The organism is Chryseobacterium sp. R2ACT005 (genome assembly GCF_049949215.1).
GTDB lineage: Bacteria > Bacteroidota > Bacteroidia > Flavobacteriales > Weeksellaceae > Chryseobacterium.
Genome location: NZ_CP188192.1, coordinates 4,402,979 through 4,429,378 on the forward strand (window position 1 = coordinate 4,402,979; position 26,400 = coordinate 4,429,378).

The 26,400-nt window shown below is 37.0% G+C and carries 23 protein-coding genes; 10 read left to right on the top strand and 13 right to left on the bottom strand.

All coding sequences use genetic code 11. The annotated features are described in order from the left end of the window. Window positions 1-2: 2 nt before the first annotated feature. The 4 genes from ACPF63_RS20215 to rsfS all read right to left on the bottom strand — a co-directional run bounded on the left by ACPF63_RS20215 (window position 3) and on the right by rsfS (window position 4,026). Window positions 3-875, bottom strand: coding sequence for a phosphatidate cytidylyltransferase (locus tag ACPF63_RS20215; RefSeq protein ID WP_426481081.1), 873 nt, complete (start codon window positions 873-875; stop codon window positions 3-5). A gap of 24 nt (window positions 876-899) precedes the next feature. Then, window positions 900-1,481 carry an LUD domain-containing protein gene (locus ACPF63_RS20220; protein ID WP_175627176.1) on the bottom strand — a complete coding sequence of 194 codons (582 nt, stop codon included), beginning with the start codon at window positions 1,479-1,481 and terminating at the stop codon, window positions 900-902. 136 nt (window positions 1,482-1,617) lie between these two features. Continuing rightward, window positions 1,618-3,639: an ATP-dependent zinc metalloprotease FtsH gene (gene ftsH / locus ACPF63_RS20225; RefSeq protein WP_047380273.1), complete on the bottom strand. Its 2,022-nt coding sequence runs from the start codon at window positions 3,637-3,639 to the stop codon at window positions 1,618-1,620. A gap of 21 nt (window positions 3,640-3,660) precedes the next feature. Further along, window positions 3,661-4,026: a ribosome silencing factor gene (gene rsfS / locus ACPF63_RS20230; RefSeq protein ID WP_047380272.1), complete on the bottom strand. Its 366-nt coding sequence runs from the start codon at window positions 4,024-4,026 to the stop codon at window positions 3,661-3,663. An 87-nt stretch (window positions 4,027-4,113) separates the two neighbouring features. On the opposite strand from rsfS, the gene ACPF63_RS20235 reads away from it, so the two are divergent. Continuing rightward, window positions 4,114-4,827, top strand: coding sequence for a biotin--[acetyl-CoA-carboxylase] ligase (locus tag ACPF63_RS20235; RefSeq protein WP_426481082.1), 714 nt, complete (start codon window positions 4,114-4,116; stop codon window positions 4,825-4,827). On the opposite strand, the gene ACPF63_RS20240 is transcribed toward ACPF63_RS20235, so the two are convergent. The 4 genes from ACPF63_RS20240 to ACPF63_RS20255 all read right to left on the bottom strand — a co-directional run bounded on the left by ACPF63_RS20240 (window position 4,821) and on the right by ACPF63_RS20255 (window position 8,312). Next, window positions 4,821-5,933, bottom strand: a complete 1,113-nt coding sequence (locus ACPF63_RS20240) for an LptF/LptG family permease (RefSeq protein ID WP_047376356.1) — start codon at window positions 5,931-5,933, stop codon at window positions 4,821-4,823. The two genes, ACPF63_RS20235 and ACPF63_RS20240, sit on opposite strands and share 7 nt — an antisense overlap. 6 nt (window positions 5,934-5,939) lie before the next feature. Further along, window positions 5,940-7,070 carry a tRNA guanosine(34) transglycosylase Tgt gene (tgt, locus tag ACPF63_RS20245; protein ID WP_047380269.1) on the bottom strand — a complete coding sequence of 377 codons (1,131 nt, stop codon included), beginning with the start codon at window positions 7,068-7,070 and terminating at the stop codon, window positions 5,940-5,942. 66 nt (window positions 7,071-7,136) lie between these two features. Then, on the bottom strand, window positions 7,137-7,505 hold the full coding sequence (locus tag ACPF63_RS20250) for a DUF4296 domain-containing protein (protein WP_077413681.1): 369 nt from the start codon (window positions 7,503-7,505) through the stop codon (window positions 7,137-7,139). Window positions 7,506-7,595: 90 nt separating this feature from the next. Then, on the bottom strand, window positions 7,596-8,312 hold the full coding sequence (locus ACPF63_RS20255; RefSeq protein ID WP_426481083.1) for a polyprenol monophosphomannose synthase: 717 nt from the start codon (window positions 8,310-8,312) through the stop codon (window positions 7,596-7,598). 344 nt (window positions 8,313-8,656) lie between these two features. Between ACPF63_RS20255 and ACPF63_RS20260 the strand changes: the two genes are divergently transcribed. The 4 genes from ACPF63_RS20260 to ACPF63_RS20275 all read left to right on the top strand — a co-directional run bounded on the left by ACPF63_RS20260 (window position 8,657) and on the right by ACPF63_RS20275 (window position 12,779). Then, window positions 8,657-9,223, top strand: coding sequence for a DUF4271 domain-containing protein (locus ACPF63_RS20260; protein ID WP_426483234.1), 567 nt, complete (start codon window positions 8,657-8,659; stop codon window positions 9,221-9,223). A gap of 12 nt (window positions 9,224-9,235) precedes the next feature. After that, window positions 9,236-9,976: a uroporphyrinogen-III synthase gene (locus ACPF63_RS20265; RefSeq protein WP_077413680.1), complete on the top strand. Its 741-nt coding sequence runs from the start codon at window positions 9,236-9,238 to the stop codon at window positions 9,974-9,976. Window positions 9,977-10,147: 171 nt separating this feature from the next. Further along, a complete protein-coding gene (locus ACPF63_RS20270; RefSeq protein ID WP_077413445.1) occupies window positions 10,148-12,190 on the top strand; it encodes a S9 family peptidase in 2,043 nt (680 codons plus the stop codon). Between the two features lie 250 nt (window positions 12,191-12,440). Beyond that, window positions 12,441-12,779, top strand: a complete 339-nt coding sequence (locus ACPF63_RS20275; RefSeq protein ID WP_077413444.1) for a hypothetical protein — start codon at window positions 12,441-12,443, stop codon at window positions 12,777-12,779. Between the two features lie 95 nt (window positions 12,780-12,874). On the opposite strand, the gene ACPF63_RS20280 is transcribed toward ACPF63_RS20275, so the two are convergent. Next, window positions 12,875-13,369: an SRPBCC family protein gene (locus ACPF63_RS20280; RefSeq protein ID WP_426481084.1), complete on the bottom strand. Its 495-nt coding sequence runs from the start codon at window positions 13,367-13,369 to the stop codon at window positions 12,875-12,877. A gap of 201 nt (window positions 13,370-13,570) precedes the next feature. Between ACPF63_RS20280 and ACPF63_RS20285 the strand changes: the two genes are divergently transcribed. The 5 genes from ACPF63_RS20285 (at window position 13,571) to ACPF63_RS20305 (ending at window position 19,792) form a co-directional block, all read left to right on the top strand. Beyond that, the gene (locus ACPF63_RS20285) at window positions 13,571-15,115 is read left to right on the top strand and encodes a sensor histidine kinase (RefSeq protein WP_077413442.1); all 1,545 of its coding nucleotides are present in this window, start codon (window positions 13,571-13,573) and stop codon (window positions 15,113-15,115) included. Window positions 15,116-15,241: 126 nt separating this feature from the next. Continuing rightward, on the top strand, window positions 15,242-15,928 hold the full coding sequence (locus tag ACPF63_RS20290; RefSeq protein WP_002982671.1) for a response regulator transcription factor: 687 nt from the start codon (window positions 15,242-15,244) through the stop codon (window positions 15,926-15,928). A gap of 72 nt (window positions 15,929-16,000) precedes the next feature. Then, the gene (locus tag ACPF63_RS20295; RefSeq protein ID WP_426481085.1) at window positions 16,001-16,636 is read left to right on the top strand and encodes a hypothetical protein; all 636 of its coding nucleotides are present in this window, start codon (window positions 16,001-16,003) and stop codon (window positions 16,634-16,636) included. Between the two features lie 19 nt (window positions 16,637-16,655). After that, window positions 16,656-17,018 carry a hypothetical protein gene (locus tag ACPF63_RS20300; protein WP_426481086.1) on the top strand — a complete coding sequence of 121 codons (363 nt, stop codon included), beginning with the start codon at window positions 16,656-16,658 and terminating at the stop codon, window positions 17,016-17,018. A gap of 68 nt (window positions 17,019-17,086) precedes the next feature. Continuing rightward, window positions 17,087-19,792: a TonB-dependent receptor domain-containing protein gene (locus ACPF63_RS20305; RefSeq protein WP_426481087.1), complete on the top strand. Its 2,706-nt coding sequence runs from the start codon at window positions 17,087-17,089 to the stop codon at window positions 19,790-19,792. A 363-nt stretch (window positions 19,793-20,155) separates the two neighbouring features. Here ACPF63_RS20305 and ACPF63_RS20310 read toward each other — a convergent pair whose 3' ends face one another. The 4 genes from ACPF63_RS20310 to ACPF63_RS20325 all read right to left on the bottom strand — a co-directional run bounded on the left by ACPF63_RS20310 (window position 20,156) and on the right by ACPF63_RS20325 (window position 26,383). Further along, window positions 20,156-20,653: a phosphoheptose isomerase gene (locus ACPF63_RS20310; protein ID WP_426481088.1), complete on the bottom strand. Its 498-nt coding sequence runs from the start codon at window positions 20,651-20,653 to the stop codon at window positions 20,156-20,158. 25 nt (window positions 20,654-20,678) lie between these two features. Then, window positions 20,679-22,961 carry a GH92 family glycosyl hydrolase gene (locus ACPF63_RS20315; RefSeq protein ID WP_426481089.1) on the bottom strand — a complete coding sequence of 761 codons (2,283 nt, stop codon included), beginning with the start codon at window positions 22,959-22,961 and terminating at the stop codon, window positions 20,679-20,681. A gap of 21 nt (window positions 22,962-22,982) precedes the next feature. Then, complete coding sequence (locus ACPF63_RS20320; RefSeq protein ID WP_426481090.1) at window positions 22,983-23,843, bottom strand: ROK family protein; 861 nt, start codon at window positions 23,841-23,843, stop codon at window positions 22,983-22,985. A 131-nt stretch (window positions 23,844-23,974) separates the two neighbouring features. Continuing rightward, window positions 23,975-26,383: an endo-beta-N-acetylglucosaminidase H gene (locus ACPF63_RS20325; protein WP_426481091.1), complete on the bottom strand. Its 2,409-nt coding sequence runs from the start codon at window positions 26,381-26,383 to the stop codon at window positions 23,975-23,977. Window positions 26,384-26,400: the final 17 nt, after the last annotated feature.

Below are 26,400 nucleotides of genomic sequence, written 5' to 3' on the forward strand. Positions count from 1 at the left end.
GACTAAATAAATTTTTCTAAAATAAAGTACAAATATACGACAGGAACGCAGATAATAAAACTATCTAATCTATCTAAAACTCCTCCATGTCCTGGAATGATGTTTCCACTGTCTTTCACACCGAAATTTCTTTTCAATTGGCTTTCCACCAGATCCCCTAGCGGAGCAAAGGCAGCAACCAAAAATCCTACGACCATCCAGTTTCCCCTCAGTTCAGGTTGATAATGTTCAATAAAGTAGGATAAAACCAATGTTAACACTACGCCACCTGCATATCCTTCCCATGTTTTCTTAGGGGAAATTTTAGGTGCCATTTTATGTTTACCGAAGAACTTCCCTACCAGATAGGCAAAGGTATCACTACTCCAGATGAGAATAAATAAAAACAGGATCTCCAAAGAGAAAGCATCACTATAGCTGGAGAACTTTGGCAGTCCCAATGCAAAACTGAATGGGAGCGCTACGTAGATAACGGTAAAAATAAGTTTCCCGCTGTCGAAGTATAATTCGCTGGGAAATTTGAATAAAGTAACCACAGCAATCCCAATAAGCGCCAGTGCCAGTATTTCACTGAGCCTGAAATCAAAAAAGAAATCGTGGTTGAAATATCTTTTGGAAAAAATATAGAATATAAAAATGACTAATGGATATACCACCCATTTTTCATATCCGTTTCCAAATTTCATGATTTTAACACATTCCCACGTCCCCACCATCAGCAGCAGACTCATTAAGCCATAAAAAAGATACTGTTGTTTGATAAGACCAGGAGCAATGCTGTTCAGCAATTGCGCTCCCAGCGGAGTCGAACAAAGTATAATAACGGCTACATAGACTATACCTGATACGGTTCTTTGAATGAGATTTTTGTCCAAAATTTAAAATTTAGAAGTGGTTGCTTAATCTTCAAGCAGCAATAAAAACAGCTTTGTATTGGAATTGGAAGAACTGTCCATTTTAGACTGGCTTCCGCTGATGGAAGTAAGGTTCTTGATATTTCCGTTTCTTTTTATTTTCCCCATAGCATCATTCAGGTTGTTTACAATCTGAGAAACATTGGCAATGATGATAATTCTATCGGGAAGTCTTGAAGAATGATAATGAAGAATATTATTATGCGAAAGCATGATCCTGCCATCATAGGCGATCAGGTATTCACATGTGATGAATGCAGCATCATTAGACGGCTGCAGTTCTGAAGTATAGGCAGACCTCACAACGTTCAAAAAGTTCTGAAGTTCTTTATCCCAACAGAAAAGGTTGTGGATACCTTCTATTTTGATAATTTGATTTAAAGTTTGTAGAGCCTCCGCTTCATCTGCACAATAATTAAAAAATCCCCCCGAATGCGTAAATAATTGCGCAAACTTATAGTCAAGATCCGCATTTTTCAGCGAATCCCCAAGTTTCTCCAGGCTCTGTTTGTCCTCTTCTTCAGGCTGGTTGGTAAGTTTGCTTACAATCCTCTTGAATAAATTCAACTTAATCTATTTTTAGTCAACTTTATACAAAAATAGAAAATAAATTACAATAGTGTCCAAAATATCTCCTTAAATATGAAAAAACCTGACAATTTTCGAGGTTGTCAGGTTTTTGTAATATTTATTTTTAAGAGTCTTAAAGCTGTGTTGGGCTTTCTGGAGCCTGTATTTCGCTTTCTTCTTCTTTTTCTTTGATCTGAGGTGTTTCCACTACTACCGGCTGATCTTTTTCAGGAATAGTATTGGTAACAGGTTTCTCTGTCAATTCAGGATCCCATGCTCTTTTTCCGAAGATATCTTCTAAGTCTTCACGGAAGATCACTTCTTTTTCTAACAGCTTATTTGCCAGAGCATCCAGTTTATCTTTATTTTCTTCAAGAATTCTTACAGCTCTTTCGTACTGATTTTCGATAATCAATTTGATCTCTGCATCAATTTTGGTAGCCGTTTCTTCAGAATAAGGCTTTCCGAATGAGTATTCAGACTGTCCTGAACTGTCATAATAAGAAATATTACCAATGTTCGGGCTTAATCCATAGATTGTCACCATTGCCTGAGCTCTCTTCGTTACTGTTTCCAGATCAGAAAGTGCTCCTGTAGAGATATTATTGAAGATCACCTGCTCTGCAGCTCTACCTCCCAATGTTGCACACATTTCGTCCAACATCTGCTCAGTAGTGGTAAGCTGTCTTTCTTCCGGAAGATACCATGCTGCCCCTAAAGAACGACCTCTTGGAACAATCGTTACTTTTAAAAGTGGTGATGCATGTTCTACCAACCAGGAGATTGTAGCGTGACCTGCTTCATGATAAGCAACTCTTCTCTTTTCAGATGGCTTGATGGCCATATTTTTCTTCTCAAGTCCACCGATAATTCTGTCTACCGCATCCAGGAAGTCCTGTTTTGTAACAGAAGTATGGTTATATCTCGCTGCGATTAATGCTGCTTCATTACAAACATTAGCAATATCTGCCCCACTGAATCCAGGAGTTTGTTTTGCTAAGAAATCTCTATCTACATTATCATCAAGCTTGATTTTTTTCAAGTGAACATCGAAAATCTGTCTTCTTTCGTGAAGTTCCGGAAGATCTACATAGATAGAACGGTCAAAACGACCTGCTCTCATTAATGCTTTATCAAGAATATCCGCTCTGTTGGTAGCCGCCATTACAATAACATTGACATCTGTTCCGAAACCGTCCATTTCGGTAAGAAGCTGGTTCAATGTATTTTCTCTTTCATCGTTTCCGCCAGAGAAGTTATTTTTTCCTCTTGCACGTCCGATAGCATCAATCTCATCAATAAAGATGATCGCCGGAGATTTTGCTTTAGCCTGAGCAAAAAGGTCTCTTACTCTGGAAGCTCCTACCCCAACAAACATTTCAACGAAGTCTGAACCAGAAAGTGAGAAGAACGGAACTTTAGCTTCACCTGCAACGGCTTTTGCCAATAATGTTTTACCGGTTCCCGGAGGGCCTACTAAAAGAACTCCTTTAGGAATTTTACCTCCCAGTTTTGTATATTTTTCAGAGTTCTTCAAGAAATCTACAACTTCCTGAACTTCTTCTTTAGCTCCTTCCAATCCTGCAACATCTTTAAATGTTACCTGAATTCTTTCTTTTTCGTCAAAAAGCTTCGCTTTAGATTTACCGATAGAGAAGATTTGTCCGCCAGGACCTCCGCCTCCGCCCATCTTTCTGAAAAGAAGGAAGTAGAATAACCCCAGAATGGAAATCCAAACCAGCGCAGGAACTAAAATATCCATTAGTGCGCTTTTCCCTGTTCCGTAATCTTTAGTTGTTTTAATAACCGGATTGCTGGCTTTGACCTGTTCAAATTTCTGAAGGAAAAGTTGAAGGTCTCCGTATTTCACAGAAAAATCTGCTTTAGGAGCCATTTCGAAGGCAGAAAGAGGGTTGTTTTCTTTACCAGCTTTGGAAACCATTGCTGATTTTGCTTCTTTTGTTAGGAAAACATCAGCTTTCTCTATGTCTTTGTATATAATTATATTCTGAACTTTCCCTGCCTGCATTTCTCTAAAGAAACCATCTTCATCAATAGATTTTGCTGCATCACCTCCAAGGAAATTGGAGCCAAAAAATAGCAACAGAGCTATGATTGCAATTGGAAAGAACCAGTTGAATCCTTTATTATTCATTTAGACTTTTTAAAATTTTTATTATTCATTTTCAATTTTGGTAATGACTGCGTCACCCCAAAGCTCTTCTATATCGTAGTACTCACGTACATCTTTTTGGAATATATGAACCACCACTGAAACGTAATCTACCAATACCCACATTGCATTTTCAGTACCTTCTACGTGCCAAGGTCTGTCCTGCAGTTCGTTTCTTACTTTCTTCTCGACACTTCCTGCCAATGCAGCCACCTGTGTATTTGAGTTTCCACTACATATCACGAACGTTTCTGCTACGGAGTTTTCGATGTTGGAAAGATCGAAGATCATAATATCTTCTCCTTTTACATCCTGGATAGCTTCAACGATTTTATCTATTAACGCTTGTTTTTCTGCTGTTTTATTCATTAAAAAATTACTATAATCTGCAAATTTATTGTTTTTTCTTTACTTTAACCTTACTTTTACCCTCTTAATGTCTTAAAGTTTTCTTAAATGAGCCAACTCTTCTATCTGAAAGAATGTTCTTCTACTAATGACGAAATAGCAAAGTTTTTACTTTACGGAGATTCAAATTTTATAGGGCTTCATACTTTTAATCAAACTAAAGGCCGTGGTCAGTATGGAAATGTTTGGACTCAGACTGCCGGAAAAAACCTGGCTTATACGCTGGCAGTGAATATTCAGAACATCCTTTGTTCCGACTTTATGTTCAATTATTATACCGCAATGATTATCCGGGATTTCCTTGCCAAATTGTCTGACTCTGAGGTAAAAATCAAATGGCCGAATGATATTATCCTTAAAGGTAAAAAAATCGTTGGAATTTTAATAGAAAAGAAAAAAATTAATCAAAATAATTATTTCATCATCGGAGCAGGAATTAATATCCTTCAGGACGAATTTGATCAAATATCCAATGCAGGATCCCTCCTGACGCAGACAGGCATGCAATTTGACCTGGAAGAAGTTTCATTAAATCTTCATGAATATTTGTCTGAGAAACTGAAAAACATTCCTTCTGATCAGGAAATTCTGGATGAATTCAATGCAAACCTTTTCAGAAAAGACCTGATCTCTGTCTTTGAAATTGAAAAAGAGCGACAAAATGGCATCATCCGAAATGCAGACGAAAAGGGTGAACTCTGGATTGAACTGGAAGACGGAATACGTTCCTTTTATCACAAGGAAATAAAACTACTTTACTGATTGGCTCTTTTGATATACAGATAAAGGGTAAGCGGCAAAAACACCATATTAGGCAGCCACATTGCTACAGCTGGAGACAAACTTTTATTTTCAGAAACCACTTTCAGGGCTTCAAATGAAAACACAAAAATAAAGGCCAATGAGATCCCTATTGCCAGGTTAATCCCCAATCCTCCTCTTTTCTTTTGTGAAGACAGGGAAAGTGCCAGGAATGTCAGAATAATAATAGAAACAGGCATTGATGTTCTTTGATGAAGCTCATTCAGATAAGAATTCAGGTTACTGTTTCCTCTTGCCTTTTCTCTTTCAATAAACTTTAAAAGTTCCGGAGTGGTTTTATTTTGTCCCAAAAGCTCGTTAGGGAAAAGCTCTTCCGGTGAGTGACCGTAGTTTTTCCTTAATTCTATCCCGTTGCCGAGTTTTTCGGTATTGTCTTTATTGATTGTTTTTTCCAGATAATTATTTAAAACAAACTGCTTTTTGGCTTTATCCCAATACACTTCGCTTGCTTTAAGCTCGTAAGTCATTTTTCTGTCTTTATCATATTTCTGATAGACAAAACTAGAACCTCTTTTTTCTCTTTTGTTCCAGGAATCAACAAAAATATATTCTGTTTTGCTCAGCTGTGAGGAAGCTGGAGCAGTTCCTAAAATCTTTTCTTTATTGGCCGCATTATAGGTATACGCTTCCAGTTCATTTTTCTTGATATTGGCCCATGGAAGAACCATATGGTATACCACAAGGGCAATCAATCCAATAAAAATGGAAGTTACCAGATAAGGTTTGGAAAACCTGTGAAAACTGGCCCCACTACTAATAATAGCAACAATTTCAGTATTATTCGCCATCCTGGAGGTAAAATAAATCACCGAAATAAACACCAGAATGGAAAGGAAGGTAACCACAAGATTGATAATCCAGAAGGGATAAAAGTGGATAAGAAAATAGGTCAGATCCAGTTTCGGATCAATGGCCTTGGCATTTTCTATTCTTGGAATCTTCTGCTGAACATCAATTACCAATACGACTATAGACAATAATACCAACATAAAACTAAAAGTTCCAAGGTATTTTTTAATGATATATCTGTCTACAATTTTAAGCATATTCTCTTACAGTCTTTGTCTAAGAACCGGTACTACGGAGTTTTTCCATTCGTAGAAATCTCCTGCAATAATATGTTCTCTGGCTACTTTTACTAAATCAAGATAGAAGGCAAGATTATGAATCGAAGCAATCTGCTTTGCCAGATATTCTTTAGATACAAACAGGTGGCGAAGATACGCTTTTGAATATTCACGATCTACAAAACTGGTCCCAAATTCGTCTAAAGGCGAAAAATCACGCTTCCATTTTTCATTTTTCAGGTTCATCACCCCCTGCCATGTGAAAAGCATTGCATTTCTTGCATTTCTTGTTGGCATTACACAATCCATCATATCAATTCCCAATCCGATAGATTCAAGGATATTCCATGGAGTTCCTACTCCCATCAGATATCTTGGTTTTTCTTTTGGAAGAATGTCTGTCACTTCATCAGTGATTCTGTACATTTCTTCTTCAGGCTCTCCTACAGAAAGTCCTCCAATGGCATTTCCTTCGGCTCCTGCTTCAGAAATTACTTCTGCAGAGATTTTTCTAAGGTCGGAATAGGTAGATCCCTGAACAATAGGGAAAAGTCTTTGTTTGTATCCGTATAATTCAGGATTATCATTAGTCCATTCAATACATCTTTTCAGCCAGCGATGGGTAAGCTCCATAGATGATTTTGCCTGGTTATAATCGCAAGGATAAGGAGTACATTCGTCAAAAGCCATGAAAATATCGGCTCCTATCTGTCTTTGAATCTCCATTGATCTTTCTGGGGAGAACATATGGTAACTTCCGTCGATATGAGATTTGAATCTCGCACCTTCTTCAGTCATTTTTCTGTTACTCGCCAGTGAAAATACCTGAAAGCCTCCTGAATCAGTAAGAATAGGAAGATCCCAGTTCATGAATTTATGTAAACCACCTGCATCCTGCATCGTCTCCATTCCCGGACGAAGATAAAGGTGGTAAGTATTTCCCAGAATAATCTGAGCCTTAATGTCTTCTTTTAATTCTCTCTGATGAACTGTTTTCACACTTGCAACAGTTCCCACAGGCATAAAAATGGGAGTTTGAATCTTCCCGTGATCTGTGGTAATTTCCCCTGCTCTTGCTTTTCCTTCAGAGGTTTTTTCTATATTAAAAAATTTCATCTCTCTACTTTTTTAATTCACCTTGTTATCAGTGATTTCTTATAGGTTAGAAACTTCAGTACCGTTTTACCTTACCAAAGGTATTACAGCCCCGTTTTGTTTCAGTTTATCCTTTACGTATTTATCTGCTTTGGGATCTTTTTTCAGCAGTATTTCCTGTGCATCATTGGTAATCCCATCCATTTCTTCTTTGATCACATAATATTTGAAGCTTTCTACAAAGTCGTCAGATTTTACTTTATGTGACTTCAGGACAGCTCTTGTACCGGCTTCCATATTTTTGTCAGGATATACAAAGATCGCCTGATCATTGATCGCAAGATCTGCAATGATTTCTGCCATTACGCCTTTATCGATCAGATTTTTAGGCTTATCAATATAATCGCTGCACGAAAACATGCCCAGCAAAACGAAAATAAAGATCAGCTTTTTCATCAGTTTATTTTTATATTTTTTATTTAATAGTCTGATGGAACTTCGCATATACATATTCCTCCGTCTGAAAAGAATTGTTCATGCTTTGTTTCACAGTCTATTGATGATTGATTTCCACTTTAGATTTAACACTCCAAAAACGGCCTCATGGATAATTCCACCGTTCATTTTGCTTTCTCCTAAAATTCTGTTGGTAAATATAATAGGAACTTCTACAATTCTGAACCCTTTTTTAAAGGCTCTGAATTTCATTTCTATCTGAAACCCGTAACCTTTCAGTCTTACAGTATCCAATCCTATTTCTTCCAATACATTTCTTGAAAAACAGACAAATCCTGCTGTAGTATCATGAATAGGAAGTCCCAATACAAATCTTACATACTTTGATGCAAAATAAGAAAGCAGTACTCTTCCCATGGGCCAGTTGACCACATTCACTCCTTTTGAGTAGCGGGAACCTATGGCCATGTCTGCATTTCTGCATGCTTCAAACAATTTCGGCAGATCACTAGGATTATGAGAAAAATCGGCATCCATCTCAAAAATATAATCATATTTATTTTCAATAGCCCATTTAAATCCATGAATATATGCCTTTCCCAACCCGTCTTTTACATGTCTTATTGAAAGATGCAAATAATGCGGATGTTTCTTCTGCATTTCTTTTACAACCTCGGCTGTTCCATCCGGGGAAGTATCATCTACAACTAAGATATGAAAGTCGTCCTCCAATGCAAAAACCGCGGAAATAATATTTTCAATATTTTCCTTTTCGTTGTATGTGGGGATAATAACGAGTTTTTTCATTTCAGTTTGCAAAGATAGTTTATTTAACCTTTTTATTTTATACAAAATAATCTATAATTTTGCAAAAATATTTCTCAGGGATTAAGCGGATGAAACAGAAACTTTTATTTAACAGATCTGAACAATACGTAAAATCGATGAGAGCAAATATTTTAACTGCGGATACATGAAACAGGTGACAGGAAATTCTGTGCCGGATTGTGCTATCAGAAGTTAAATAATAAATAATAAAAACTTAAATTTTGCCATCATCACAACACTTCATCAATCATGTAAGAATACCTGAAAATAACGACTGGGTAATCTTTATCCTCGTGGGCTGTATATTTTTATATGTTTTTATGATGAACGTCATAGAAAGGGATGCCAGTCTCAAAGATTTTCTGCTTCAAAAGTATTTTGATGCAAGCAACAACCTTCCCAGCTGGATTATCACTTCATGTGTGACGACGCTCACCTTATCTGTTTTGATCTCACAGTATATTCCTATTGTACCGAAATATATTGCCGATCTTCAGCTTTTTGGGTATCAGCTTAATAAATTCGGGTATACTTTGCTGGTGGTGCTGTTTTTTTATTTAATAAAATCAACATTAGGTTTTTTATTTTATCAAAGTATAGGAGACGGAAAAAAATGGACTGTTTTTTATTTTACCTCCACAAAATTTTATTTCATTCTTACATTTTTGCTAATAATTCTTTGTGTAGCCCATTATTACTTCCCTATAGACAGAAATAAAATATTTTTGTATTATTTGTGTTTCTTTTCTTTTGTATTCATTTTCAAAGTTTTTTTCTACTTATTTCACAAGAACAAGATTCTTCCTGAAAAATGGTATTATAAATTTTTGTATATTTGCACCCTCCAAATCGCACCATTATTATTGCTTTGGAAGTTGTTATTTTTTTAATAAATGTCAATGATGAGAATAAAGTCTATATTGGTTTCTCAACCAGCGCCTAGTGAGTCTTCTCCATATTTGGATATAGCAAAGAAGGAAAAAATAAAGATTGATTTCCGTCCATTTATCCACGTTGAAGGGGTTGACAATAAAGAGCTCAGAACACAGAAAATAGATCTGACGCAGTATACCGGTATTATTTTTACCAGTAAAAATGCGATTGACCATTACTTCAGACTTGCGGAAGAACTTCGTTTTGCCGTTCCGGATACAATGAGATATATCTGCCAGTCGGAAGCAATTGCCAACTACCTTCAAAAGCATATTGTGTACAGAAAAAGAAAAATCAGCTTTGGGGAGAAAAACTTCTCAGATCTGCTTCCTCTTTTCAAAAAATTCCCAACTGAAAAATATCTGCTGCCATCTTCAGATGTTTTGAGTCCGGATATTGTGAAAACCATGGATGCATCTAATGCAGACTGGACAAGAGCAATCATGTACCGTACCGTATGCAGCGACCTTACAGATATCAACATTAAAGATTATGACATGTTGATCTTCTTTAGTCCGCAAGGAATCAAATCGCTACAACAAAACTTCCCTGGCTTCAAACAGGATGAAACCAAGATTGGTGTTTTCGGAAACACGACTTTGGCTGCCGCAGAAGAAGCTGGATTAACAGTAGATTTAATGGCACCTACGAAGGAAACTCCTTCCATGACAATGGCCCTTGAAAAGTACATTAAAGCACTTCATAAATAGTCTTTAATTATAAAAATACCATGAACCATCTTTTCAATAAAGGAAAGATGGTTTTTTTTTACCTAAATTTGAACGAAAATTAACATTGAATGAGACGTCTGCATAAATTGCTTACTTTCAGAAGAAAAGCATAAAGACAAACTCTGCTCAATAAAAAATTAAAATATCCGGATGAAAGCTCCACAGGCAAAAAAAATAGAAAAAATATTAGAAACCCACGGCGATAGAAGGACCGATAATTACTTTTGGCTGAATGAAAGGGAAAACCCTGAAGTCATCAAATATATTGAAGAGGAAAATGCCTACGAAGAATTCATCATGAAAGATACGGAAGTTCTTCAGGAAGAGCTTTTTGAAGAGATGAAAGCCCGTTATAAAAAGGATGACGAATCTCTACCCTATTTCTTTAATGAATACTGGTATATTGTACGTTATGAAGAAGGCAAGGAATATCCTATTTTCTGCAGAAAGCATAAAAGTCTTGACAACGAGGAGGAAATTGTACTTGACGTGAACGTTCTGGCAGAAGGCAAAGAATTTTTTGAAGTAGGAAGTGTAGCCGTGAGCCCCGGTAATGAACTGGCTTCTTTTTCTTCAGATGATGTAGGAAGAAGAATTTATACGCTTAATTTTAAAAATTTAAAAACCGGGGAAATTCTGCCGGATTCTATTCCAAATACAACAGGAAAAGCAGTTTGGGCGAATGATAATCAACATGTTTTCTACATTAGAAAAGATAAGAGCCTCCGTGCTTTCCAGGTATACAGACATCAGTTAGGAACTGATTCTGCTGATGATGTTCTGATCTTCCACGAAGAAGATGACACTTTTGATGTCAATGTATTTAAAACAAAATCTTTACAGTATATTTTCATCGCTAGTTCAAGTACTATCTCTGATGAGCACCGCTTTATTCCTTCTGACAACGTATTTGCAGAATGGATAACAATACAGCCCAGAATAGATGATCTCGAATATTCTGTAGAGCATTATGAAGATGAATTCTATATTATCACTAATGCTGATGATGCAATTAACTTCAAAATTGTAAAAGCAAAGATTGACAACTGCAGTATGGAAAACTGGGTGGATGTTATTCCACACCGTGCGGAAGTTTTACTGGAAGGTTTTGAAATTTTCAAAGATTATCTGGTACTTGAGGAAAGAGAGAGAGGTTTGCTTCAGATCAAAATTATTGATGAGAAGACCCAGGAGTCTTATTATTTACCTTTTTCTGATCCAACATATACAGCCTATATTGGGATTAACCTTGAATTTGACACTGAAATTCTTCGTTATGGCTATACATCTCTTACACAGCCAAGCTCCACTTACGAGTACAATATGAAGGACAAAACCACCAAGCTCCTGAAACAACAGGAAGTATTGGGTGGGAAATTTTTCCCTGAAAATTATATTTCAGAAAGAATATGGGCAGACTCCAGAGATGGGGAAGTAAAAGTTCCAATTTCTTTAGTATACCACAAAGACACCAAAAAATCCGCTGACACTCCACTTCTTCTGTATGGATATGGAAGTTATGGGCACACCGTTGATGCCAGCTTTTCAAATGTAAGATTGTCTATTCTGGACAGAGGTTTCATTTATGCTATTGCCCACATCCGTGGCGGAGAATACCTGGGAAGAGAATGGTATGAAGATGGAAAAATGTTATTCAAGAAAAATACTTTTTTCGATTTTATTGATGCAGGAAAACATTTAATCAAAGAAAATTATACATCATCGAGACATATGTACGCGATGGGAGGAAGTGCCGGAGGGCTGCTGGTAGGCGCTGTGGTCAATTATGAGCCTCAGTTATTCAACGGAATTGTAGCACAGGTCCCTTTCGTAGATGTTGTTTCCACAATGCTGGATGACACGATTCCTTTGACTACCGGGGAATATGATGAATGGGGAAATCCAAATGACGAGGAGTATTATCATTATATGAAAGACTATTCTCCTTATGACAATGTAGAAGCTAAAGATTATCCTCATATGCTGATCACTACAGGATTCCATGATTCTCAGGTACAGTATTGGGAGCCTGCAAAATGGACTGCAAAACTGAGAGAACTTAAAACAAACGATAACATCTTAGTTTTTAAAACTGACATGAGCTCCGGACATGGAGGCGCCAGCGGAAGGTTTGAATCATTGAAAGAAGATGCTTTAGAGTATGCTTTTCTTTTGAAAATAAATGAAAAATAGCTTTTACATTCTCTTAATTAATTTTCAAATACAGAGTATATGTTATTATTAGTTTTTATTTCAATTGCTATTATTTAATACAAAAACAGAAAATTACAAGAATAGAAAAAAGAGAAGATTTTAAAGCCAAACAAGAGGAAAACCTACAGTACCTTCTGAAAAAAGCAAGAGAAGAAGAAGATCTTAGAAACAAAGAAAATAATAATTTATAAAATACATTGTCATGATAAAAAATGACAGTTATAATCATATGAACGAATCTGAATATTGGAAAAAAATAGAACAGTTTTTTGAAGACAACTTCCAGACTGAAAAAAATCCACCGATTGAAACGATATTATTTTTAATTGGACTTCAGGAATTGGGAAGCGGCCAACAGAAATATACAAAAGACGATAAATTAAATATCCTTCATATCGCAGTTTGCAGATTGATGGAACCTTTTGGATATTACAAATTTTCACATTACGAAGATGGCTGGCCACACTTTGAAAAAATAGAAGATCTGCCTGAGTTAAGACCTAATGAGCAAAGCTTGCTTATGAAAAAGGCGATTATTCATTACTTTCAGGAAGAAGAATTGATTTAATAAAAAAGCAGGATGTCTGAATGAGCATCCTGCTTTTATATTATAAATGTATCCGCAACATCTTTCATTTCCTTTTTTTTCAGATGCCCAATTATTTATGAGCCAATCAGTTCTTCCAATTGTGTCAATCCCATTTTAAATCCTTCTTCAAATCCCATTTCCAAGATCTTTTTCATAACTTCCTGAGAATGGTAGTGGATATTGATGGTCACTTTAGTACCCTCTTCCACTCCTGTAAAGCCGAGCAGCCATTTTGATCTTGGAAAATCTTCATTAATATTTCCTTTTTCATCACAAAAAGCACTCATCCAGTCAAGGCTTCTGCGTTCTGTAATTTCGCCATACTGAGACTGAGCATACATAGGTCCTTTCTCACCGTTTGGCCCTACCATCGCATACATCCAGATTCCCCCTTCTCTGAAATCCTGTTTTACCGTTTCACATCTCCAGGGTTTAGGTCCCCACCATTGATCCAATAATTCGGATTGGGTGAAATGATCCCATACCGTTGATACATCAGCTTTATAAATTTTCATGACATACGTACTGGCAGCATCAAAATCTTTGTTGAAAATGATATTAGATTCCATATATTTTTATTTTTAATAAAGTTAACACTTTATTTATTGAAAGGGACTTTTCATATGACAAGTAAAGGATAATTCATAAATAATTGTTAAAAAACACTCTTTTAAGAAAAAAAAAACAATTATTTGGCTCGTTTTTTGTTTATGTAGTCTTAAAACAATTAATTTTAACATTCATTTTTCCAAAACATATATAATTAAATAATGAATAACAAATTCATCCCAATAATTTCAGTGTTTATGACGATCTCGCTGATTGTCTTTGTGACGCTCCAATTTTATTGGTTGAAAGGCTATTACGGTGTACTGGAACAGGATTTTTCAAATAAAGTGTATGCAGTTTTGGAAAGTACTTCAAAAAGTATTGAAGAGATCGAAGCAGACAAATATCTGAATGAGGATTATAAGGATTTCAGAAAAAATATTCTTGCCAATAGTAAACAGCCGTCTCTAACTACAATTCAGCAGGTAGAAGACTCTGGAACTCAAAGACAGATTATTTATTCTAAAAACATTATTGAAAAAACACAGCTGCCGATTTCTCAAAAAGGGGATTCTATTAAACTCACAACCTTATATACAGACGAAGCAGCCTATAAAATAAAAAGAGATACCACCAACCGTGAACTTCTTACCACGGATATCAATCAGGAGATTGAAACCGGAGATTACTCTATGAAAGAATTTGTGAAAGTATATGGAAATAACCTCCCTATCACAAAAAGAGTGGATCCGAAAACACTTGATTCCGTCATTGCGAAAGAACTTAAAATAAGAGGAATATCTGCCAAGTTCGGATATGGAGTTCTTGACCGCAACAACAAGCTTACAAGCATCGTGAATAAAGCCTACAAAGAGAAAAAAGACAGTAATATCTACAGCTTTCCTCTTTTTGCAGACAAAAAAAACACATTGTACAGTCTCGCATTGGTTTTTCCTAAGAAAGAATACTCTCTGGCGATGAACAACTGGCCGATGCTTTTAGGAACATTTCTTTCTCTGCTTACCATTCTTGGGATTTACATTATTTCCATCAATTATATGATGAGACAGAAAAAGCTTGCTGAAGTAAAAACAGACTTCATCAACAACATGTCCCATGAGTTCAAAACACCATTGGCAACCATTTCTGTAGCAACGGATTCTTTGGCTAATGACAAAATTGCCACCAATCCGGATAAGGTAAAATATTATTCAGAACTGATCAAGCAGGAGAACTTAAGGATGAAAAAGCAGGTTGAAAACGTGCTTAATATGTCTAAACTTGAACGAAATGAAGTAGAGCTGTTTTTAAAAGAAACCAATGTAAGGGAATTGATCAAAAGGACAACAGAATCTTTCAATCTGATTGTGAAGCAAAGGAACGGTTCTCTTACCCAGAAATTCAATGCCACCCATTATAATTTTAAAATAGACGAGTTCCATATTTCAAATATGCTGGTCAACTTACTGGATAATGCCAATAAATATTCTCCTGAAGCGCCGGAAATACATGTGGAAACAAGAAATGAAGGACACTGGTATATCATTGAAATTTCCGATAAAGGAATGGGAATGGATACCCAAAATAAAACCAAAATTTTCGAAAAATTCTTCAGGGAAGAAACCGGAAATATTCACAACGTGAAAGGACAGGGATTGGGTCTTTCCTATGTGAAGAAAATTGTAGAACTGCACAAAGGACAGATTATCGTAGACTCTAATAAGGGAGATGGAAGTACGTTCACGATAAAACTCCCAATGGGATAAAATATATAAAATGATCATTGATGAATGATAAATCATCATTGACGAAAAATTAAACCAAATATCAAAATATAGAAGATAGAGTGAGGAAGTTCATTCTTAATTGTTAATTATTAATTATTAAAAATTATGAGCAACAGAATATTATTAGTAGAGGACGATCAGAGTTTTGGGGCGGTGCTTAAAGATTATTTGACAATCAATAATTTTGAAGTAACACTTGCCACTGATGGGGAGCAGGGACTTAAAGAATTTACAGAAAATGAATTCGACATCTGCATATTTGACGTAATGATGCCTAAAAAAGACGGGTTTTCATTGGCCGAAGATGTAAAAAAGATTGATAAAAATACACCGATTATATTTCTTACAGCAAGAAATATGAGGGAAGATATTTTGAAAGGATACCAGTTGGGAGCTGATGACTATATCACAAAACCTTTTGATACTGAGCTTCTTTTATATAAAATCAAGGCTATTTTACAGAGAAGCTCTACATTGGAAAATGAGGAGCAGGAGCAGTTTAAAATCAGCAATATTTTCTTTGACTCTATGCTGAGACAATTGAAAGTAGGTGATAAAGAATACAAACTTTCTCCTAAAGAAAATGAATTATTGAAGCTTCTTTGTATTCACAGAAACGATTTCATGCCTAGAGATCTTGCTTTAAGAAAGATCTGGAAAAAGGAAAATTATTTTACAGCAAGAAGTATGGACGTATATATTGCAAAACTTCGTAAGTTATTAAAAGATGACGAAGGATTGGAAATTATCAACGTTCACGGAGAAGGATTTAGACTTTTGGTAAAAAATTAATCCAAAAATCAAATTATAAGTATAAAATTAGCAAAACAATTGAAAATGTTTTGCTAATTTTGTTTCATACCCATGGATATGAAGAATACATTTATAGGTTTGATCGCCGTATCACTATTAGCTGCCTCTTGTAAAAAGGATGAGAAAGCCACTTATTTAAAAGAAGAATCCAATGCCGGGCAACCCAGCGTTGCTCTTAATACAACCTCCAAAACAACATTAATGGACCAGGCAGGTATTTCATCTGCCTCCACTCCTGCTCCAATGGCTACCGCCCCAGGGATGAATCCTCCACACGGACAACCTGGCCACCGATGCGACATTCCGGTAGGCCAGCCCCTGAACAGTAAACCTGCAACAGCGGCGACCTCACAAAATATAAATGCAAACGGAAATAATATCGTCCAGATTGATCCTAATGTAGTATCACCAGGAAAAATCACTCTTGACAACAACGGAAAACAGGCAAAAACAGCTCCGGGGATGAATCCTCCACACGGACAGCCCGGGCACCGATGTGACATCCCGGTAGGACAGCCTTTAAACAGTAAACCTGCACAAGCTCCTCAATCGGCACAAAATGTAGTTCAGACTGCTCCTGCACCTGCGGCACAGAATCTGGCGATGGGAGAAAAACCAAAGCTAAACCCGGCACACGGAGAACCTTGGCACAGCTGTTCTCTAAAAGTTGGTGATCCTTTGCCATAAATTTCTTATTTTTGCAGATATGAAGCTGTTTCATCTACTTGCAATAGTATTTTGCCTGGGAGTCTTTTTGATTCCCAAGGATGCCTTCTATGCGCAAGGAATGCAGGAAACATGTTGTAAAGCAGAATCTTCCAAGAAAATGGACTGCTGTAAAAATCATTCTTCAAAAAAAGACAGCCAACATGACAAAACAAAATCATGTAATGATGACTGCTGTTCATCATGTGTGGCATGCTATACTTTTATTGAAACTCCTTTCTCAAAAAATCTACGTTTGGAACTATCTTATTACAAAGCGAATAAGAATCCTCAGTTTCAATATTCAGATCCATATATTTCAGACCGTTTAAAAGAAATCTGGCAGCCGCCTAAAATAGGTTAATTAAATATCAAGGGTTCATTATGTCATGTAGTGAGCTGTTTTTTAATTAATTTAAACTTTTAAATAAAATGAAATTATCTATTTCCAGGTTAATACTTGGTGCATTATTCCTATTTACACAATTTATATCTGCTCAAACACTTTCAAAAAATCAGTTCAAGGCAAAAGGGAACTGCGAAATGTGCAAAACAAGAATTGAAAGTGCCGCGAAAAAAGCCGGCGCAAAAACAGCAGTTTACTCTATTGATCTTCAGATATTAACATTAGAAACAGACAAAATACCTTCCGAAGACATCCTGAAAAAGGTAGCAGAAGCGGGTCATGATAATGAGAAATTCAAAGCGTCTGATACAACCTATGAAGGACTTCCGGGATGTTGTCATTATGACAGAAACCTGCAGCCTTCTCAGGCAGAAACACACCTTGATCATCACGAAGATGCTTCTGTTTCCGCTAAAAAAGAAAATGAATTCTATGTGAGAGGAAACTGTGCTTCATGTAAAGCCAGAATTGAAAAAGCATCAAAAGATGCCGGAGCCAGTGTTGCAGAATGGAATGCAGAAAAACAAACGGTTACTTTAAATTTTGACCCGTCAAAAACCTCATCAGATAAAATTTTAAAAGCTATTGCTGATGCTGGCCATGATAATGAAAAGTATAAGGCTTCAGATGCTGTTTACAATGGTCTTCCGGGATGTTGTCTGTATGACAGAGATTTTACTTTTGGTGAACCTAATCCAAAAGTACATTATGAAGAAGCTACAAAGCATGAAGATCATAAAGAGAACGGAACCTCATCAGCTAAAGAGGATCATTCCCAACATGAAAAAAACATTGCCGGTGTAGTGGTAACAGGCTCTAAGGCAGCAACTTCTTTAAGCAAGAAAGAAGCTGGTCTTGTTTTTAATATCGATAAAAAGGAACTTTTAAAGGCAGCCTGCTGTAATCTTTCCGAAAGTTTCGAAACCAATGCAACTGTAGATGTTTCTTTCAGCAATGCCGTTACCGGAACAAAACAGCTGAAAATGCTTGGTCTGGATCAGAAATATACGAGCTTAACGAAGGAACAGTTACCCGAAATCAGAGGTCTGGCTTCTGCTTATGGTTTAAATTTTATTCCGGGAAGATGGATTGAAAGTATTCAGCTTACTAAGGGAGGAAGTACTGTAACAAATGGTTATGAAAGCATCACAGGACAGATCAATACTGAACTTTTGAAGAATGCGAAGACTCCTGAGACGTCACTGAACCTTTTTTCTGATTTTAATGGAAGAGCTGAAGTGAATATTACCAACGTCTCTCCCATCAACGATAAATGGTCACAAACTTTCCTTCTTCACGGAAACGGAACTTTCGGGAACACGGATATGAATGATGACGGTTTTCTGGACAGACCAAAAGGAACCCAGATCAATGCCGCGTATTTGTTGAATTATAACGACCTTGAAAAGTCAGGATTCGGATCTCACTTCGGAATTAACTTTATCCGTGATGAAAGAACGGCAGGACAGGTTGGTTTTGATAAAAAACTGGCTCAGGACAAACAGCCTTTTTATGGAGTAGGAATTGATATTTCAAGGTTTCAGGTTTGGAATAAGACAGGATATGTTTTTAAAGGAAAACCTTACCAAAGTATCGGATGGATGAACCAATATGTGTATCATCAGCAGGATAGTTTCTTCGGACTGAGAAATTATGCAGGGCAGCAGCATACGTATTATTCCAATTTAATCTTTGAAAGTATTATTGGAAATACCAACCATAAGTATAAAGCCGGAGCAAGTTTCTTATATGACGGTTATAAGGAAACGTATTTATTGAACGATCTGAAAAGAAATGAAATTGTACCGGGTATTTTTGCTGAATATACCTTAACGGGATTAAAATATACATTAGTAGCAGGAACCAGAGTGGATTTTCACAATCTGGCAGGAACTCAGTTTACGCCAAGGCTAAATTTCAAGTATGATTTTACGCCTCAGACTATTTTAAGACTTTCTGCGGGAAGAGGATTCAGAACAGCTAATGTATTTGCGGAAAGCCAGCAGTATTTTGCATCGAACAGAGCAATCAATATTTTATCCAACGGAGGAAATATTTATGGATTAAAACCTGAAATTGCCTGGAACTATGGGGCAAGTTTACAGCAGGAATTCAAATTATTCGGAAGAAAATCCAGCATCATTGCCGATTTCTTCAGAACAGATTTCCAGGATCAGGTATTGGTGGATCTTGACAAATCTCCTCAGCAGCTGACATTCTATAATCTGGAAGGAAAATCATTTGCCAATTCATTCCAAACCCAGTGGGACTTCACCCCTTTCAAAAACTTTGATGTGAGGCTTGCTTATAAATATTATGATGTACAGGCAGATTATATCGGAGGAAGAAGAGAAGTTCCTTTCATGGCTAAGCACCGAGGATTTGTGAATTTAGCATATTCTACCAATAAAAATAATAACGGAGGATTCTGGAGTTTTGATACGACTTTAAACTGGGTTGGAAAACAGAGACTTCCTGATACTTCAAGCAATCCGGCCGAATTTCAGCTACCAACCTATTCGGAATCGTATGCCGTTCTTAATGCTCAGATCTCAAGAAATTTCAATAAAAAGATCAGAGCTTATGTAGGTGGTGAAAACCTTACTTCTTATTATCAGAAAAATGCGATTGTTGATTTTAAAAATCCTTTCGGGAATCATTTTGACGGAGGAATGGTATATGCACCCATTATGAAGGCAAACGTCTATGTGGGGCTGGATGTAACGTTTTAAAAGCTGGAAGCTGGAAGACTGATGCTGGAAGTGCTATTAGCCTATAAAGTTCTTATATGGGATAAACTACTGGTAAACTCTTAATAATAGACAACGTTTTAAAGGCTGGAGGCTGGAAGAATGAAGCTGGAAGTGTCTATAACCAAGTAAAAATTATCTTATTGAGGATAAAATCTGAATACACAAAAACCTTATAGGTTTCAGAAATCTATAAGGTTTAATTTTTATCATAAGCAGGTAAAATTTGCCACTAATAGCGGAGAAAATCCAAAAGTTATGAAAACCTCCAGTAACTCCCCTCTTCCAGCCTCAAGCTTCCTTACTCAATAAAAAAATCCGCTTCAATGAAGCGGATTTTTCTATTTATCTTCCAAAATCATCCTGTACCCTTACGATATCATCCTCATCTGAAGGATTGGATGCATCGGTATGCTGCCAGATTTCGGCTACAATTCCCCAGCCTGCAAGACCTATCAATCTGTGTCTTTCTCCCTGCTGAAGTTTCACCTGATCTTTTGGACCATATTCTCCCAACGCTCCTTCTTCATCGGTATTGCTTCTTTTGATTCCTACAGTTCCTTCCACTACCTGCCAGATTTCGGCTCTTCTGTGGTGGTACTGCCAGCTTAATCTTGCTTCCGGAGCAACGATAAGAATTTTCGGGCTTAGCTTCCCTCCTATTCTCAGGTTGTCTACATCAATACCATCGAAATACTGGTTGGCAAAATCCTGCGCCTGTGTTTCATCAATCACAAAGAAACCTCCCCATGGTCTTGTATCATCTTTTGCTGCGATATTGAAACCTTGTGTCTGCAGCATGCTTTCTACTCTGTCGAATATTTCTTTTTTTTCTGTACTCATACAGCTTGTATTTCTAAATTAAAAATTATTTATTTGATTCTTCTTTTGACATTGAATATGGAAAATCTTTTTCCTGAGAACCTCTTTCTTTATTAGGTTTGCTATCCATTTTAAAGTCTAACACAGCGCCCTTCATCAGTTCTTTATGGCTAAGCCAGTTTTTGGAGTAAGGCTGCTGATTTACATTCAAAGATTTTACATATAAATTTTCGGAATTATTTTCCGGAGCTTTTATTTCAATTTTCTTACCATTTTCAAGATGAATGGTTGCTTCTTTAAACAATGGTGCTCCCAACACATATTGATCTGTAGCCGGCGTCACCGGATAAAAACCTAGAGCTGAGAAAATATACCAGGCAGAAGTCTGTCCGTTGTCTTCATCTCCGCAATATCCATCCGGAGTGGCATGATACAATTTATTCATCACCTGTCTTGCCCAATATTGCGTTTTGTAAGGTGCTCCTGCATAATTGTACAGATAGATCATATGCTGAATCGGCTGGTTTCCGTGGGCATACTGCCCCATATTCATAATCTGCATTTCTCTGATCTCGTGAATCACGCCTCCATAATAGCTGTCATCAAAAACCGGTGGTAATGAGAATACCTCATCTAATTTGGCTTCGAATTTCTTCTTTCCACCCATCAGTTCTGCCAGACCGTCGATATCCTGGAAGACAGACCATGTGTAATGCCAGCTGTTCCCTTCTGTAAAAGCATCTCCCCATTTGAAAGGATTGAAAGGTTTCTGGAAGTTACCATCTTTGTTTTTACCACGCATTAAGCCTGTTTCTTTGTCAAAGACATTTTTATAATTATAAGCTCTTTTCTTATAAATATCAATTTCTGAAGCCGGTTTTCCAAGTGCTTTTCCTAGCTGATAAATTGAAAAGTCATCATAAGCATATTCCAGTGTTCTTGCAGCATTTTCATTGATTTTCACATCGTAAGGTACATAGCCCAAAGTGTTGTAATATTCTACTCCTGCACGACCCACAGCTTCGATAGGACCTGCATTATTGGCGCCGTGTTTTACAGCCTGCCAAAGGGCTTCCGTATCATATCCGCGAAGTCCTTTAATGTAAGCATCTGCCACTACAGACGCAGAATTGTTTCCAATCATAATATCAGAATATCCCGGACTGCTCCACTCTGGTAAGAAACCGCCTTCTTTGTAAGCATTGGCCAATCCTTCCTGCATTTCTACATTGATACCTGGATAAACAAGATTCAGGAAAGGATATAAAGCACGGAAAGTATCCCAGAAACCGGTTCCTGCAAACATTCTTCCGTCTGCAATTTTACCATTGTAAGGGCTCCAGTGTTTTATTTTGTTCTGAGCATCTATTTCATATAACTTTTGTGGGAAGAATAAAGTCCTGTATAAAGAAGAATAAAAGGTTCTCATCTGCTGATCCGTCCCTCCTTTTACGTCTATTTTCCCTAATGTTTTGTTCCAGATATTTTTAGCATCCGTTTTTACCTGTTCAAAATTTTTGGTCCCGATTTCTCTTCTCAAATTCAGTTCTGCCTGTTCAAAGCTGATGAATGAAGAGGCTACTTTTGCATAAACCGTCTCTTTATTTTTAAGCTTAAACCCTACTACGGCACCTGTATGATCACTGGTAATTTCTAACTGATCATTCACCAGTTTATCGTCTTTCCATGTTTTTGTCAGTTCAAAATCTTTATCAAACTGAATGACAAAATAGTTTTTAAAATTTTCATATTTCCCGGTAGAATATCTTGTCGTATAACCCAGAATTTTTCTTTCCTTCGGTAAAATCTTAATATAAGATCCTTTGTTCAGTGCATCAACCACTACATAAGCACTGTCTGTCTTTGGAAAATCAAATTTAAAATAAGAGGCTCTTTCTGTAGGGGTAAATTCTGTTGTAACATTAATATCAGCTAAGTAAACACTATAGAAATAAGGCGTAGTAACCTCAGCTTTATGGCTGAACCAGCTCGCTCTGTCGTCTTCTTTAAATTTCACTTTTCCTACTCCCGGCATGATGGCAAATGCGCCATAATCATTCATCCAGGGAGATGGCTGGTGGGTTTGTTTGAATCCTTTTATTTTATCTGCATCGTAGGTATATGCCCATCCATCGCCCATTTTACCGGTCTGTGGTATCCAGATATTCATTCCCCATGGAAGTCCGACTGCCGGATAGGTATTTCCGTTGGATAATGAGGGTTTGGATTGTGTTCCCATCAAAGGATTCACATAATCTACGGGAGATACATTCTGACCTAAAGCCCAGGCCTGTAATAACAGTAAGCAAGTAGAAAATATAAACTTCATTGTATCTTTTCGTTTGTTAATTTATATAAGCTTTTTTAATGCATAGCTGGCAGCTCCAAGAATGGCCGCATCTTCAAATATAGCAGAAATTTTAACCTGCAAGTTAATATTATTCTTTGTTAAATTCTGAATAAATCTTTGCTCAAAATAAGGATAAGCCTTGGCAATATTCCCTCCTATAACTAAAACTTCCGGTTTGTAACGATCTACATATTTCACTATAAATTCTGAAAAAGAGTCTGCATATTCATCAAACATTCTGGTCTGTATTTCTGCAGACTTATCCAACAACTCTTTGGTTCCTGAGATTTCTTTTCCGGTCAGTTCTTTATAATGATTCACAAACCAGCGTGTTGCCAGATAGTCTTCACAGATAGAATCTCTGAAAGGAGAATCCCACAAGTCTTCATCGGAAGCAAATTCTCCATTAAAGAATGTCGTTCCCAATCCTGTACCGAGAGTCACTCCAAAAGCACTACCGAATCCCTGAGCACAACCTCCGAATACTTCCCCTTCCATGAAGGCCGCCGCGTCATTTACAAAATGAATCTGTTCCTGAGAAATATCCAGTCTTTTTGCCAGCTCTTCTTTAATATTGACCTGATAGATATCAATAAATTTTCCCTGCTGCATCAGTGATATTCCGTTTTCATAATCGAAAGGTCCCGGCATTGCGATACCAATTAAAAGGTCTTCCTTTACCAGATTGTGAGCTACTTTTTCAATGGCCGAAACCCATGCTGAAAAAATAACTTCCTTTTTATCAAAAGCATCTACATGTTCTCTTACATAGGTTGATGAAATGATTTCACGTTTTCCCGGATCTACCTGAGCCAGCGTAATGTGTGACCCTCCGATATCTATTCCTACCATATTCTGCATTATTATTTATTTTTAATTCAAGCCATCCTGTGACTGAAAAAACAGACAAACAGGAATACATATCATGTCTGTCTGCTTTGTATTTCAGACTTTATATTTATAATCCTGATAACTATATCATTATCTGAATCTTACTTTACAATAATTTTACCGGTTGATAGTACTTTACTGTTTGCGGATGTAATCTTGTAAATATAAGTACCACTGATTAAATCCTGCGTATTCACAGCATTATTATTTTGATTAATGCTCTGTTTTTTGAATAATTTTCCTGAAACATCATACAATGCCACTTCACTTGCAGAGTTGTCGCTGATGGCAAAGTGAATATCATTTCCTCTTTTCACAGGATTTGGATAGACTGTACTGTTCTCTTTTACCGATTCAATATCTTTCACGGCAAGAGATGAAGCACAGGCAACGTCTGTTCTCCAGTTGGCATCTGTCATATTGATCAGGGCTGCAAAATGAGTGTTTGCCGTAGCATCCAATGCACCTAAACCACTTCCTTCATCCATTTTCCAATTAGCTTCAAGGCCAGTGGAATTGGCAGGAACATTACAGCTGTTGCTCAATATTTCCTGAGGAGTCAACGCTTTTTTCCACACTCTGAATTCATCAAGGAATCCGTTGATTGTACGGGAATTGTCATAGTTTCTTCCCAAATACAGAATTCCGTTTGCTGTAAAGTTACCTGTCACCGCAAAGCTTGCATCAAGGTTTCCGTTGACATAAATTTTCATTGCTGCCCCATCATAAGTGGCTGCTATATGATACCATGTATTGGTATTAAATGCTGTATTTGTATTCAATTTTACCTGTGATGAACCGAAGCTCAGGATAAACTGAAGTTTGTTATTCGCCAGATTTCCGTCTCCGAATCTAAGCATTGCCGAGTTATTATCCCCTACTTCCACTCCCATTACTGATGAAATATAAGGGAATCCTGTTTTGAAAGCATTTACTTTTACCCATCCTTCAAATGTCATCGCATTTCCGCTCAGGTTAAACTGTCCTGCATTAAGATAGTGCGTGCTTCCGTTGAAAGAAAGAGATCTTGCTCCGGGACTTGTAACAGGTGCAAAGCCACTGTTGAATGATCCTTCTCCTGAAAAAGTACTTGTAGTTCCTCCGGCACATCCCGCCTGTACTTTCCATACATAACTTGTATTTGGGGTAAGATTTTGAAGTGCGTAAGAATTGGTTGTAATATTCGGAATTTCAGACCATGTTGTAGCTGCTGCAGTTTTATATTGCAGTGTATATGAAGTTGCATTTCCTGCATCCCAGGATAGCTGAGCAGTATTACCAAGGAAACTTCCGGAAGTTAATCCTGATGGCGTAGTACAGCCACTTCCGGAGTTAAACCTTGGTGCAAAAATATAAGTACTTGTTAATGTCGGTGAGCAGTTGAACTGTATTCTCCAATCGTAATTGGTATTCAGGGTAAGGTTATTGATGACAATATTATTTCCTGAGTAATTATTGGCTACATTCGTCCATACTGTAGAATTGGCCGGTTTGTAATCAATATTATAAGACTGGGAAGCATTGGAAGTCCAGTTCAGTTTTGCTGAAGTTCCTGTCACGTTTGAAACATCGAGTCCTAATGGCGGATCACATGTTTGTCCCTGAGACCATGAATACAACTGACCACTTAAAAGTGTATTTTCATTATAGAGAATATTGGAGCCTGTACTCAGGTAGCTGGCTACATTAGTTCCTGCCAGATCATACCACATGAATACCCCATATTGATCATTTTTTGTGCTGGTTGCTAAGCTTGCCAGTGTAGTGGCAGAAGTTGAGCTTGGATTCGAGTTTTGAATCCATGTTGCAGCAGCTGAAATTTTGGATTTATTAAGAGGAGGAACAACAGGCGCATTGTATGTACTGTACATCGCATTCCATGTGTAATCAATATAGTTTCCTGCTAAATCTCCATTATAAGTTTGTCTGGTTGTAGCCGGGCCATAGTAGTAGAATGTAATCAGTTTATCCGGCATTGCTGCTTTTAATTCCTGCAGAAGCATGACAAAAGAACTGTTATTAGGCTGCCCCGTTCCGTTATTTCCGTATCCTGCATATTCATCATCAAGGTCTACTCCATCCAAGCCATAAGTATAGACAGTATGAGCAACCTGTAACGCAAAATCTTTAGCCGCTTCACGGTTTGGAAAATTAGAAATTCCTGCTCCCTGGTGATTTCCTAAAAGATCCAGTAATACTTTTATTCCTTTTTGCTGTAAAGGTTTTACATAGGTAGTGACATCATTAAGGACTTTAGTGACGTTATTATTGTTTGAAATATAAGCTCTGTTTTTAGAAACATCATAATTGATATTCGCTGCAAAAATAATAGCAACGTCAAAAAGCTGTCTGTTGGTATTCTGCAAAGTATAGGAACCTGCGTTCAGCATATTATTGTTGTTCACCTCCACATAGCAGATTCCTAAAGGATCTAGCTGCTGTGCCTTGAGTAATGGAGCAGCCTGAAGCATTAAGGCCATCAAGGGAATAAAAAAGGATTTTTTTCTCATAGTATATCAATTTTGTA